The following is a 12,360-nucleotide window of genomic DNA, read 5'->3' on the forward strand; positions in this document are numbered from 1 at the left end:
CTCCTGCATGGATCAGCCCTGGATGTCCGAGAGCAGCTCCCGCACCTGTGCGTCGTCGTCCTCACCCCACAGTGGCAAGGTGCCCGTGTCGCCCCGCCCACGGCGGTGGAAGAGGGCCGGTTTGGCCACGTCGGCGAGGTGGCGCAGAGTCACGTCGGGGGCGCCTTCGATCGCGGCGAGCGCCCGTGCGGCGCGCAACAGGACGATCTCGCCGCGGTGCCCGGCGAGTTGGAAGCCTTCGGCGAGTGCGGCGCAGCCGGCGTAGACGGCGGTTCCGCACTCGACGTCGGCGAGGCGGTGGCGTGCCGCGTCGAGGGCGGCCCGCTTCTCGGCGTCGGCTCGCGCCGCTTCCGCCATGAACCGCGAGCCGGGATCGCCCCGTTCGACCTCGAACCTGAGCACCGTCTCCACGATGCGCTGCCGCTGCCGGGCCTCGGATTCGGACTCGACCGCGGCCACGAGCCCGAACCGGTCGAGGAGTTGGGGCCGCAGTCCGCCCTCGTCCGGGTTCATGGTCCCGACCAGGGTGAACTCCACGTGCTGCGTCTGTTCCGACCGGTGGTCGCGCTCCAGCGCGAGGATGCCCGTGGAAGCCGCGTCCAGGATGATGTTGACCAGGTAGTCGTCGAGCAGGTTGATCTCGTCGACGTACAGCATCCGGGCCTTGGACTTGGACGCCTGGACGAGCAGGCCGTCCGACTTCCGGGGCTTGCCCCGCATCAGTTCCTTGATCCGCCAGCCGCCGAGCACCCGGTCGTCCGTGGCACCGATCGGCATCGTCACGGGCAGGCCGCCCACCGCCATCTTGGTGAAGGCGCGCACGGTGGTCGTCTTGGCGGTGCCGCGCTGCCCGGTGGCCAGGACGCCGCCGACGGCCGGGCAGACGTACGCGATCTCCAGCGCGCTGCGCAGCTCGTCCTGGCCGACGATCAGTGAGTAGGGCAGCACGGTGGCGAGGGCCGCGGCCTCCTGCTCGGCGTCCTGAGCGGCGTCCGCGTCGTGCTCCGCGGTGTGCTCGATGGTGTTCTGGCCGGCCCAAGCACTGTCTTCACCCGTGCCGTGGCCACAGTCGTTGCGCACGTCGTTCGCGTCCGTCATGGCTGTCCCTGTCCCCCGGTTGTACTCGGATCCCGGTGCGCGGTGTAGCGGAAGCCGGCCGGCAGCGGCACGCCCTGACGCCAGAGGTCGCACCACGCCCCGGCGGTCTTCCGTTCGTCCTCGGGAGCGTCGGGCAGGCGGCCGCCGAGGGCCTCCAGCAGGGCGAACCGGTGCAGGTCGAAGGCGACGTGGACGGACTCGCCGTACGCGAAGGCCGCCTGCACCGCCCCCCGGTACGCCACCCACGACACGAGCAGGGGGACGAGTGCGAGCGCCAGCCACCAGCCGGTCCGCATCAGGACGACCGCGGCGGCCAGGGCCGTGGCGGCGGTGGTCACCGCCATCCTGGCCGCCGCGTCCACGGTGTCCCGGCGGTCGTCGACGACCGTGCGGGTCTGCTCGCCCAGCAGGGGGTAGAGCCGGGGCCAGGCCACCACGGCGTCGTACCCGAACGCCCGGCCCGCGGTGTCCTCTGCGGCGGCCAGCGCGTTGCCCAGCGCGGTGGGGCGGATGAGGTGGTCGCGCAGGGGGTAGCGGCGGCGCAGTTCGGTACCCGCGACGCCCGCGCGCTGCACGACGTCCGCGGAGACGGCGGGTGTGGGCGGCGGCCCGGAGCCCGCTGTGCCCGGGGGCAGGAGGACGACGGCGGGCAGTGCCGCCCGCCGCTCCCAGGACTCCTTGCGGCGCAGCTGCCGAGCGCGTACCCGGTGGGCCCGTCCCAGCCGGTCCGGCCAGGCTCCCTCGAGCAGGCGGCCCAGCGAGGTCTGCAGCGGGGCGAGGAGGACGGCGAGGAGGGTGACGCCCAGCACGAGGAGGACCGTCTCCCCCACGCCCAGCGCGGCGGCCGTGGTCCAGGCCCGTGAGAAACGGAGCCGGCCGCCGGCTGGGGGGTGCCAGCCGCGCGCGCCCGCCCAGAACAGCAGGGCGAGGAAGAAGACCGCCGCGTACGTCGGCAGGTAGCCCACCAGGAAGAACCGCCTCCCGGCCCCGAGACCGGCGGGCGGCTGCATCGAGGAACCGAGCTTCATCGGACCAGCTCCATCGTTCCGTGCGCGGCGCAGCGCGGGAGGTCTCCGGCGTCGTAGTACGCGCGCGCCGCGCCTCCGCCGCAGGTGGGGCAGACGAACAGCAGGATCCGGTACTGCGTGGAGGTGCCGGTCAGCGCGGCGCGGTCGCCGGCGCCCCAGTCCGTGCCGCCCCCGCGCCCGGGCGCCTCTGCCCCGGCGGGCCCGAGGGCCTCCCGCACCCGGGCTCGGCTGCTGATGCCGATGCCGGGTCCGTCGGCGGCGCCGGTGACGCGGATGGCCACCCCGCGGTACTCGGGATGCTCTTGGAAGACCGCTTCGATCCGGCGGGCGACCTGGGCCGCGCGGTCGTGCCCCGGGTCGGCGTGGACGGCTTCGTCGTACGTGGTCAGCGCGCGGTCGACGAGTCCCCCGTACACGTTCCGCGCCAGCTCGACCGGGTCGTCCCCGGACATCGGCCCACCCCCCTGCCCCCCGCGGTGCGGCCATTCCACGACGTCACGCGCCGTGGTTGGACAAGCGCTGATTGTACGGAGATCCACCGCGCCGGGAAGGCCTCTTGCCCCAACTCTCCACACCCGCCCGGCGTCCCGCGGCATTGTCAGTGGGCTCGGTTACGGTTTCCGCATGGCTGCCCGTACCAAGACCACCAAGGACCGCCCGTCCTACCGCTGCACCGAATGCGGCTGGCAGACGGCCAAGTGGCTCGGCCGTTGTCCCGAGTGCCAGGCGTGGGGGACGGTGGAGGAGTACGGCGCGCCCGCGGTGCGGACGACGGCGCCGGGGCGGGTCACCAGTTCCGCGCTGCCGATCGGGCAGGTCGACGGGCGGCAGGCGACCGCGCGCCCGACCGGGGTGCCCGAGCTGGACCGGGTGCTCGGAGGCGGGCTGGTGCCGGGGGCGGTGGTGCTGGTCGCGGGGGAGCCGGGGGTGGGCAAGTCGACGCTGCTGCTGGACGTGGCGGCCAAGTCGGCGAGTGACGAGCACCGCACCCTGTACGTGACGGGTGAGGAGTCGGCGAGCCAGGTGCGGCTGCGCGCCGACCGGATCAACGCCATCGACGACCATCTGTATCTCGCCGCCGAGACCGATCTGGCGGCCGTGCTCGGGCATTTGGACGCGGTGAAGCCGTCGCTGCTGATCCTCGACTCCGTGCAGACGGTCGCCTCGCCCGAGATCGACGGCGCGCCCGGCGGCATGGCCCAGGTGCGGGAGGTGGCCGGGGCCCTCATCCGCGCCTCCAAGGAACGCGGCATGTCCACGCTGCTGGTGGGCCATGTCACCAAGGACGGGGCCATCGCCGGACCCCGGCTGCTGGAGCACCTGGTGGACGTCGTGCTGCACTTCGAGGGCGACCGGCACGCCCGGCTCCGCCTCGTACGGGGCGTCAAGAACCGGTACGGCGCCACGGACGAGGTGGGCTGCTTCGAACTGCACGACGAGGGCATCACGGGCCTCACCGACCCGAGCGGACTTTTCCTGACCCGTCGTGCCGAACCGGTCCCCGGCACCTGTCTGACCGTGACCCTGGAGGGCCGCCGGCCGCTGGTGGCGGAGGTGCAGGCGCTCACCGTCGACTCGCAGATCCCCTCCCCGCGGCGGACCACCTCCGGCCTGGAGACCTCCCGCGTCTCGATGATGCTCGCGGTGCTGGAGCAGCGCGGGCGGATCAGCGCCCTCGGCAAGCGGGACATCTACTCCGCGACGGTCGGCGGCGTGAAGCTGTCCGAGCCGGCCGCCGACCTCGCCGTCGCCCTCGCCCTGGCCTCCGCCGCCAGCGACACCCCGCTGCCGAAGAATCTCGTCGCCATCGGCGAGGTCGGCCTCGCGGGCGAGGTCAGACGGGTCACGGGCGTGCAGCGCAGGCTCTCCGAGGCGCACCGGCTGGGCTTCACGCACGCCCTGGTACCGGGCGATCCCGGCAGGGTCCCGGACGGGATGAAGGTGCTGGAAGTCGCCGACATAGGGGACGCGCTGCGGGTCCTTCCCCGCTCCCGTCGCCGAGAGGCCCCACGGGACGTGGAGGACCGCCGGTAGACTTTGCCCTGGTCTCGCCCGTCCGTACGAACCGAGTGCGCGAAACGGGAGCGCCCAAGAACCTGTGACCGGAGGAGTGCAGTGGCAGCCAACGACCGGGCGGCAGCTCCCGGAAAGTCCGGTGGGAGTTCCGGTGCCGACGGCCTGATGCGCGCCGCGCTGAGCGCGGTGGCTCCCGGCACGGCCCTGCGCGACGGCCTCGAGCGGGTGCTGCGCGGCAACACCGGCGGACTCATCGTGCTCGGCTCCGACAAGACGGTCGAGACGATGTGCACGGGCGGTTTCGTGCTGGACGTCGAGTTCACGGCGACGCGGCTGCGTGAGCTGTGCAAGCTCGACGGCGGCATCGTGGTCTCCTCCGACCTGTCGAAGATCCTGCGGGCGGGCGTGCAGCTGGTGCCCGACCCGACGATCCCGACGGAGGAGACGGGCACCCGGCACCGTACGGCGGACCGGGTCAGCAAGCAGGTCGGCTTCCCGGTCGTCTCCGTGTCCCAGTCCATGCGGCTGATCGCCCTGTACGTGGACGGGCAGCGCCGCGTCCTGGAGGACTCCGCGGCGATCCTGTCCCGCGCGAACCAGGCGCTGGCCACCCTGGAGCGGTACAAGCTCCGCCTGGACGAGGTCGCGGGCACGCTGTCGGCGCTGGAGATCGAGGACCTGGTCACGGTCCGGGACGTGTCCGCCGTCGCGCAGCGCCTGGAGATGGTGCGCCGCATCGCGACCGAAATCGCGGAATACGTGGTCGAACTGGGCACCGACGGGCGTCTCCTCGCCCTCCAGCTCGACGAGTTGATCGCGGGCGTGGAACCGGAGCGCGAGCTGGTCGTCCGGGACTACGTCCCCGAGCCGACCGCCAAGCGTTCCCGCACGGTCGACGAGGCCCTCCACGAGCTGGACGCCCTCTCGCACGCCGAGCTCCTGGAGATGCCCACGGTCGCCCGTGCCCTCGGCTACACCGGCTCCCCCGAGAACCTCGACACCGCGGTGTCACCGCGCGGCTTCCGCCTCCTGGCCAAGGTCCCCCGGCTTCCCGGCGCGATCATCGACCGCCTGGTGGAGCACTTCGGCGGCCTGCAGAAGCTGCTCGCCGCGAGCGTGGACGATCTCCAGACGGTGGACGGCGTGGGCGAGGCGCGGGCGCGCAGCGTGCGGGAGGGTCTGTCGCGGCTGGCGGAGTCGTCGATCCTGGAGCGCTACGTCTGAGATCGGCCCGCCGGCGATCCCGGCCGGTGTCCAGGGCGTGTGTCCGGCGGATCATGCAGCAGACGCGGGGCTCGGCACGCCCTCCCCCACGCTCGGCTTCGCTCGCGCGGGCGGTGCCCCCATCGCGTCGACTCCCTAGTCGGCCGACAGCACGAACGACGTCTGCGCCGTCGCGAACCCCGTGGCCTTCGCCTCCACCAGATACGTGCCGGCCTTGGCCGACCCCGCCGGCGGCGTGGCGCACTCCGGGGCGCTCGGCTTGCGGTCCCACCGCACGGTGTAGGTGATCGCGCTGCCCGCGGGCACCCGGAAGACCAGGCTCGCCGCCCCCTTGGGGCAGTCGGCCGAGGACCAGTAGTCGTCGCTGTCGTCGGCCTGCGTGATCGTCAACACCGCCTTCTTCGGCCCGAGATCGATCTTGCAGTCGCTCCCGGACGTGTTCTTCGCGGTGAGTTCGAAGGCGGGCGTCTGGTCCGGCGAGTAGGAGTTGTGAACACTGCGCAGGCTCAACGTGGCCGTGCCGGCGGTGCAGTTGGGCAGCGTGGAGGACGCCGGGAGCGTGTCCCCCGTACCGACGCTGCCGCCACCGGACCCGGAACCCGATCCCGAAGAACCGCTCCCGCCCGATGTGCCGGACCCCCCGGACCCCGCACCGTCCCCCGATCCGGACGACCCGCCGGCCCCGCTCCCGCTGGAGTCCCCGCCCCCCGACTCGTCCCGCCCGCCCGGGTGTTGGCTGATCGCGGGCCCGGAGGATTCCGTCGGCCCCGGAGTGATCGTGGACGCGGGATTCTTGCCGTCGGGCCCACCGGCGCCGTTCTTGCCGCCCCCGCCGCCCGACGTGGCTATCCAGATGATCAGCAGCGCCAACAGGGCGACCACCGACAGCAGTACGACCCTCCGTCGCCAGTAGATGGAGGAGGGAAGCGGCCCGACCGGATTGCGCAGAGATCCCACGGCGCAAACTGTACGAGAGATCCCGGCGCCTGCTCGCGCCACCCGCCGCCCGGAACACAACTTTTCCGGATCATCATTCCGGTAACTGCCCGCACAGGGGCCACGGTTCCGCCTTCGCCCCTCTTCCGGTTCCATCCGGGCCCCGCGTCAACCCGGTGCACCCCGCCCGGGGCAAGCCGCAAACCGGACGCAACCAACCCGTGGCAGGATCGGAGGTGCCATGACTGAGAAGCTCCACGCCCCCGTGATCGCCTGGTTCGACATCCACGCCCGTGACCTCCCCTGGCGCCGCCCGGAGGCGGGCCCCTGGGGCGTGATGGTCAGCGAGTTCATGCTGCAGCAGACGCCGGTCAGCCGCGTGCTGCCGGTCTACGAGGAGTGGCTGGCCCGCTGGCCGCGCCCCGCGGACCTCGCCAAGGAGGCCCCCGGTGAGGCGGTCCGCGCCTGGGGGCGGCTCGGCTACCCGCGGCGCGCCCTGCGTCTGCACGGCGCCGCGGTCGCCATAACGGAACGGCACGGCGGGGACGTACCGACGGACCACGCGCAGCTGCTCGCGCTGCCCGGCATCGGCGAGTACACGGCGGCGGCGGTGGCCTCCTTCGCGTACGGGCAGCGGCACGCGGTGCTCGACACCAATGTGCGCCGGGTCTTCGCCCGGGCGGTCACGGGTGTGCAGTACCCGCCGAACGCCACCACGGCCGCCGAGCGCAAACTCGCCCGTTCCCTGCTGCCCCAGGACGACAGGACCGCCGCCCGCTGGGCCGCCGCCTCCATGGAGCTGGGCGCGCTGGTGTGCACGGCGAAGAACGAGGGCTGCCAGCGCTGCCCGATCGCCGCGCAGTGCGCCTGGCGGCTGGCGGGCAAGCCGGAGCACGCGGGGCCGCCGCGCCGCGGGCAGACGTACGCCGGTACGGACCGCCAGGTGCGCGGCAAGCTCCTCGCCGTGCTGCGCGAGGCGCACGCCCCCGTGCCGCAGGCGGTGCTGGACCGGGTGTGGCACGAGCCGGTGCAGCGGGCCCGTGCCCTGGACGGGCTCGTCGCGGACGGTCTGGTGGAGCCGCTGGCGGGGGGTCTGTACCGGCTGCCGCTGGGCTGAGGTCCAGCCGGCGCACAGGTACATCACAGAGGCGGGGGCCGTGTGACGGTCCCCGCCACCCGCCAAATCACCTCCTACCGGAGTGATTTGGTCGGCTCCTTTACCCCGTACCTACTTCCGTTACACAACCGACGGACAGCCGATTGCTACCCGCAGGCTGCCTCGGACAACCCCGTGACAACCCCTCCGTAGCTTCATTCCCGGCACGAAGAGCCGAGAAGGACAACGGGGAACGGAGGCGGTTGATCATGGCGCAGGGCGAGGTGCTCGAGTTCGAGGAGTACGTCCGCACCCGGCAGGACGCGCTGCTGCGCAGCGCCCGGCGGCTGGTGCCGGACCCGGTCGACGCCCAGGACCTGCTGCAGACCGCGCTGGTACGGACGTACGGCCGCTGGGAGGGCATCGCGGACAAGCGGCTCGCGGACGCCTATCTGCGCCGGGTGATGATCAACACGCGGACCGAGTGGTGGCGGGCCCGCAAGCTGGAGGAGGTCCCCACCGAGCAGCTGCCGGACGCGTCCGTGGAGGACTCCACCGAGCAGCACGCGGACCGGGCGCTGCTGATGGACATCCTGAAGGTGCTCGCTCCGAAGCAGCGCAGTGTCGTGGTGCTGCGACACTGGGAGCAGATGTCCACGGAGGAGACGGCCGCGGCCCTGGGCATGTCGGCCGGAACGGTCAAGAGCACGCTGCACCGGGCGCTCGCCCGGCTCCGCGAGGAGCTGGAGGCCCGCGATCTGGACGCACGCGCGCTGGAGCGTGAGGAGCGGGAGCGTTGCGCGGCCTGACCGGGGCCGGGCCCAGCCGGGCCCGACTGAGCTTGCAGGCGGTGATCACGGCGGCGGCCGTGCTCGCCACCCTCAGCCTTTTCGCCGCCGCCTGCGCCACCGGCGGCACCGGCGCCCGGGACGAGGGCCCGGCGCACGCCGATTCGGTGGCGGGTACGCGGGTCTCCCCCGCGCCCAGCCCTTCCGACACCTACCGGCAGGTGGACGCGGTCGCGCTCGTCAAGAACGATCCGAAGGTCTCGGCCGCGGTCAAGCGGGACCTCAAGCCGTGCTCCGACGGCGACGGGTACCCGGTCGACGTGACCTACGGCAACCTCACCGGCGGCAGCGTCGAGGACGTCGTCGTCAATGTGCTGACGTGCGGTGACGCCGTGGGTGTCGGCGCCTATGTGTACCGCGCGCAGAGCGGCAGGTACGAGGATGTGTTCAAGGCGGAGGAGTCCCCGGTCTACGCGGAGATCGACCGGGGCGACCTGATCGTGACGAAGCAGGTGTACGAGCGGGGCGACCCGGTGTCGAACCCGTCCGGCGAGAACGTGATCACGTACAGCTGGGCCGCCGGACGCTTCGTCCAGGAGGACTTCCACCACACCGACTACGGCAACGCTGCCGGGGGCGACGCGACACTGGTGCCGGCCCCTGAGTGAACCGGTCCGCCACGCCATGCGTTACCTGTTCGAGAGCACGACATCCACACGAAGACTGAGAGCACCCGGATGGCAGACCAGACCCACGTCCTGTTCGTCGAGGACGACGACGTCATCCGCGAGGCCACGCAGCTCGCCCTGGAGCGGGACGGCTTCGCGGTGACCGCCATGCCCGACGGACTGTCGGGCCTGGAGGCGTTCCGGGCGAACCGGCCCGACATCGCGCTGCTGGACGTCATGGTCCCGGGCCTGGACGGGGTCAGCCTGTGCCGCCGCATCCGCGACGAGTCGACGGTGCCGGTGATCATGCTGTCGGCGCGCGCCGACTCCATCGACGTCGTCCTGGGCCTGGAGGCGGGCGCCGACGACTACGTGACCAAGCCGTTCGACGGGGCCGTGCTGGTCGCCCGGATCCGCGCGGTGCTGCGCCGCTTCGGGCACGCCGGCGGCGGGGACCGGGCGGAGGACTCCGGCTCCTCGGTGGACGGCGGCCTGCTGACCTTCGGCGAACTGGCGATCGACACCGAGGGCATGGAGGTGCGCCGGGCCGGGCAGCCGGTGGCGCTGACGCCCACCGAGATGCGGCTGCTCCTGGAGTTCTCCTCGGCGCCGGGGACGGTGCTCTCGCGCGACAAGCTCCTGGAGCGGGTGTGGGACTACGGCTGGGGCGGGGACACCCGCGTCGTCGACGTCCATGTGCAGCGGCTGCGGACGAAAATCGGCCAAGACCGGATCGAGACGGTCCGCGGCTTCGGCTACAAGCTGAAGGCCTGAGCGGAGCAGGGGCATGCGGGGGATCATTCGGCGCCGGGTCAGGGGGCGCGTGGGACGCGCGGGTCTGCGCACGGGGCTCAGATGGAAGCTCAGTGCGGCGATCGCGCTGGTCGGCGCGCTGGTGGCGATCGCGCTCAGCCTGGTCGTGCACAACGCCGCCCGGGTGTCGATGCTGGACAACGCGCGTGACCTGGCCCTGGATCGGCTGCAGATCCCCGAGCGGAACTACGTCCTGAACCGGCACACGAACTTCCCCGACGCCGAGATCGACGACCCGAAGCTGCCGCCGGCGCTGCAGGAGAAGGTCGAGGACGGCCGCCGGGCGACGTACGTGACGGACCACGGCGGCAGCGCACCGGACATCTGGGCGGCCGTGCCGATGAAGGACGGGCACGTGCTGTCCCTGCACACCCGCTTCACCGACCGCAGCACGGACGTGATGAACGACCTCGACCAGGCCCTGGTCATCGGCTCCATCGCGGTCGTCCTCGGCGGCAGCGCGCTCGGCGTGCTCATCGGCGGGCAGCTCTCGGGCCGGCTGCGCAAGGCGGCGGCCGCTGCGAACCAGGTCGCCCAGGGCGAGCCGGACGTACGGGTGCGGGACGCCATCGGCGGGGTCGTACGGGACGAGACCGACGACCTCGCGCGCGCGGTGGACGCCATGGCGGACGCGCTGCAGCAGCGGCTGGAGGCCGAGCGCCGGGTCACCGCCGACATCGCGCACGAGTTGCGCACCCCGGTGACCGGCCTGCTGACGGCGGCCGAGCTGCTGCCGCCGGGCCGGCCGACCGAGCTGGTGCTGGACCGGGCCAAGGCCATGCGGACCCTGGTCGAGGACGTCCTGGAGGTCGCCCGGCTCGACGGCGCCTCGGAGCGGGCCGAGCTGCAGGACATCATGCTGGGCGAGTTCGTCGCCCGGCGGGTGGCCGCCAAGGACCCGGACGTCGCCGTGCGCGTGGTGCACGAGTCGGAGGTGACGACGGACCCCCGGCGGCTGGAGCGGGTGCTGTTCAACCTGCTGGCCAATGCCGCCCGGCACGGCAAACCGCCGATCGAGGTCACCGTCGAGGGCCGGGTCATCCGGGTCCGCGACCACGGGCCGGGGTTCCCCGAGGAACTGCTCGCGGAGGGGCCGAGCCGCTTCCGCACCGGCAGCAGGGACCGCGCCGGGCAGGGCCACGGCCTCGGCCTGACGATCGCGGCCGGGCAGGCCCGGGTGCTGGGCGCCCGGCTGACCTTCCGCAACATCCGGCCGGCGGGCACGCCGGAGCACGTCCCGGCGGAGGGGGCGGTGGCGGTGCTGTGGCTGCCGGAGCACGCGCCGACCGCCACCGGGAGCTACCCGATGCTGCCGTAGGCCTCCGGCTCGTGTCACAGGCCGTCACCGCAGCAGGGACTCGGTGATCCGCCCCGCCGCGGCCGCGGCCGCGGCCCAGCCGGGCATGACCGAGCGACCGCGCCCCAGGTCCTCACCCGGGGCTCTCCGGCGGAACACGTCCCCGCAGGGCTCGGCAGGTCTTCGACGGGCTCGCGGCCACGGCCCCCGTGGGCCGGGTCGGCCGGCCCGAGGACATCGCCCGGGCCCTCCCCATGCCGGCCGCGAACACCTTCGTGACCGGCGTGGCCCTGAACGTGACGGGCGGGGCGAACCTGGCTACGGGGCGCTGAACTCCCAGGCGGGGCCCAGCCTCACCATTCCTTCGACATGTCGAGGTCGCCCTCACGGGGCTGGGTGAAGGAGAACCAGTTCCCGGAGTCGTCCCGGAACAGCGCCTCCGTGCCGTACGGACGCTCCTGTGGCTCCTGCAGGAACTCCACACCGCGCTCCTTGAGCTTCTTGTAGTCGCCGTGGATGTCGTCGGTGGTCAGCACACCGGCACCGAGCACCCCCTTGGCCACCAGCTTCCTCACCATCTCGGCGGACTCGGGGTCCATCGCGGGCGGGCCCGGCACCATCAGGGTGAGCTCGACGTCGGGCTGGCTCCCGGCGCCCACGGTCAGCCAGCGCATACCGCCGTCACCCATGGTCAGGTCCGTGCGGACCTCCAGGCCCAGCTTCCCGGTGTAGAACTCCTTGGCCCGGTCCTGGTCCAGTACCCAGACGGTAGAGATCTTGAGTCCCTTGATCATGACGCGCTCCTGTCCACGGCGATCGGCTTCTGCCCGGCCACCGTAGGCAGGCGCGGCCTCAGCCCGCTTCTCCGGAATTGCGCTGTGCGCCGCCGGGGCCCTTGCGGAACCCTCCCGCCCACAGCATGGCGTAGCACCCCGGTATGAGAGCGGCTCCGCGCCCCACGTGCTTCGCCCGGTACTCGCTGGGGGTCAGCCCGGTCCACGTCTTGAACCGGGACGAGAAGGTGCCCAGGCTGCTGAAGCCCACCAGGTGGCAGATCTCGGTCACCGACAGGTTGGCGGTGCGCAGCATCTCCTCCGCCCGCTCGATGCGGCGGTGCGTCAGGTACTGGCCGGGCGTCTCGCCGTACGCCGCCTTGAAGGCCCGTATGAAGTGGTAGCGCGAGTACCCGGCGTGCGCGGCCACCGCGTCCAGGTCGAGCCCGGGATCGACCCAGTCGCGGTCCATGGCGTCCTTGGCCAGGCGCAACTGGCGCAGCTTGTCCATACGGCGATGGTGGCACGGGGCACTGACATTGATGCTGATACTCGGGTTCCGGTGGTCGTGACCCGGGCACTGACTGACGCCCTGCTGGGCTGTCTTCGCGTTGTTCTGTCCG

At 72.6% G+C, this 12,360-nt stretch carries 13 protein-coding genes; 7 read left to right on the forward strand and 6 right to left on the reverse strand.

Annotated features, from left to right (window positions below; translation table 11 throughout):
* Positions 1-12 precede the first annotated feature (12 nt).
* Genes ACIBBH_RS40215 through ACIBBH_RS40225 form a run of 3 tightly spaced genes read right to left on the reverse strand, consistent with a single transcriptional unit; the run spans position 13 to position 2,578 of the window.
* On the reverse strand, positions 13-1,098 hold the full coding sequence (locus ACIBBH_RS40215; RefSeq protein WP_399413607.1) for an AAA family ATPase: 1,086 nt from the start codon (positions 1,096-1,098) through the stop codon (positions 13-15).
* The gene (locus ACIBBH_RS40220) at positions 1,095-2,126 is read right to left on the reverse strand and encodes a hypothetical protein (protein WP_399413609.1); all 1,032 of its coding nucleotides are present in this window, start codon (positions 2,124-2,126) and stop codon (positions 1,095-1,097) included. Before ACIBBH_RS40220 ends, ACIBBH_RS40215 begins: the two co-directional genes overlap by 4 nt.
* Positions 2,123-2,578 (reverse strand): hypothetical protein, encoded by a 456-nt coding sequence (locus ACIBBH_RS40225; RefSeq protein ID WP_399413611.1) that lies wholly within the window; start codon positions 2,576-2,578, stop codon positions 2,123-2,125. The genes ACIBBH_RS40220 and ACIBBH_RS40225 overlap by 4 nt, the downstream gene beginning before the upstream one ends.
* A gap of 172 nt (positions 2,579-2,750) precedes the next feature.
* Here ACIBBH_RS40225 and radA point away from each other — a divergent pair, with 172 nt between their 5' ends.
* Both radA and disA read left to right on the forward strand, forming a co-directional pair.
* Positions 2,751-4,160, forward strand: coding sequence for a DNA repair protein RadA (gene radA, locus ACIBBH_RS40230; protein WP_399413613.1), 1,410 nt, complete (start codon positions 2,751-2,753; stop codon positions 4,158-4,160).
* 81 nt (positions 4,161-4,241) lie between these two features.
* Positions 4,242-5,366, forward strand: coding sequence for a DNA integrity scanning diadenylate cyclase DisA (gene disA, locus ACIBBH_RS40235; RefSeq protein WP_399413615.1), 1,125 nt, complete (start codon positions 4,242-4,244; stop codon positions 5,364-5,366).
* 135 nt (positions 5,367-5,501) lie between these two features.
* Here the strand turns inward: disA and ACIBBH_RS40240 are convergent, their stop codons facing one another.
* On the reverse strand, positions 5,502-6,323 hold the full coding sequence (locus tag ACIBBH_RS40240; RefSeq protein WP_399413617.1) for a hypothetical protein: 822 nt from the start codon (positions 6,321-6,323) through the stop codon (positions 5,502-5,504).
* Between the two features lie 220 nt (positions 6,324-6,543).
* On the opposite strand from ACIBBH_RS40240, the gene ACIBBH_RS40245 reads away from it, so the two are divergent.
* The 5 genes from ACIBBH_RS40245 to cseC all read left to right on the forward strand — a co-directional run bounded on the left by ACIBBH_RS40245 (position 6,544) and on the right by cseC (position 10,985).
* Positions 6,544-7,419, forward strand: a complete 876-nt coding sequence (locus ACIBBH_RS40245) for an A/G-specific adenine glycosylase (protein WP_399413619.1) — start codon at positions 6,544-6,546, stop codon at positions 7,417-7,419.
* Positions 7,420-7,667: 248 nt separating this feature from the next.
* Entirely contained in the window at positions 7,668-8,207 is a 540-nt protein-coding gene (locus ACIBBH_RS40250; protein ID WP_399413621.1) for a SigE family RNA polymerase sigma factor, read from the forward strand.
* Positions 8,195-8,854, forward strand: a complete 660-nt coding sequence (locus tag ACIBBH_RS40255; protein WP_399413624.1) for a hypothetical protein — start codon at positions 8,195-8,197, stop codon at positions 8,852-8,854. The genes ACIBBH_RS40250 and ACIBBH_RS40255 overlap by 13 nt, the downstream gene beginning before the upstream one ends.
* Positions 8,855-8,923: 69 nt before the next feature.
* The gene (gene cseB, locus ACIBBH_RS40260) at positions 8,924-9,628 is read left to right on the forward strand and encodes a two-component system response regulator CseB (RefSeq protein ID WP_399413626.1); all 705 of its coding nucleotides are present in this window, start codon (positions 8,924-8,926) and stop codon (positions 9,626-9,628) included.
* Between the two features lie 13 nt (positions 9,629-9,641).
* On the forward strand, positions 9,642-10,985 hold the full coding sequence (gene cseC, locus ACIBBH_RS40265) for a two-component system sensor histidine kinase CseC (RefSeq protein ID WP_399413628.1): 1,344 nt from the start codon (positions 9,642-9,644) through the stop codon (positions 10,983-10,985).
* A 332-nt stretch (positions 10,986-11,317) separates the two neighbouring features.
* Here cseC and ACIBBH_RS40270 read toward each other — a convergent pair whose 3' ends face one another.
* Both ACIBBH_RS40270 and ACIBBH_RS40275 read right to left on the reverse strand, forming a co-directional pair.
* Positions 11,318-11,758 carry a VOC family protein gene (locus ACIBBH_RS40270; RefSeq protein WP_399413630.1) on the reverse strand — a complete coding sequence of 147 codons (441 nt, stop codon included), beginning with the start codon at positions 11,756-11,758 and terminating at the stop codon, positions 11,318-11,320.
* Positions 11,759-11,816: 58 nt separating this feature from the next.
* A complete protein-coding gene (locus tag ACIBBH_RS40275) occupies positions 11,817-12,248 on the reverse strand; it encodes a helix-turn-helix transcriptional regulator (RefSeq protein ID WP_399413632.1) in 432 nt (143 codons plus the stop codon).
* Positions 12,249-12,360 lie beyond the last annotated feature (112 nt).

Source organism: Streptomyces sp. NPDC051636 (assembly GCF_044453765.1).
In the GTDB taxonomy this organism is placed as follows: domain Bacteria; phylum Actinomycetota; class Actinomycetes; order Streptomycetales; family Streptomycetaceae; genus Streptomyces.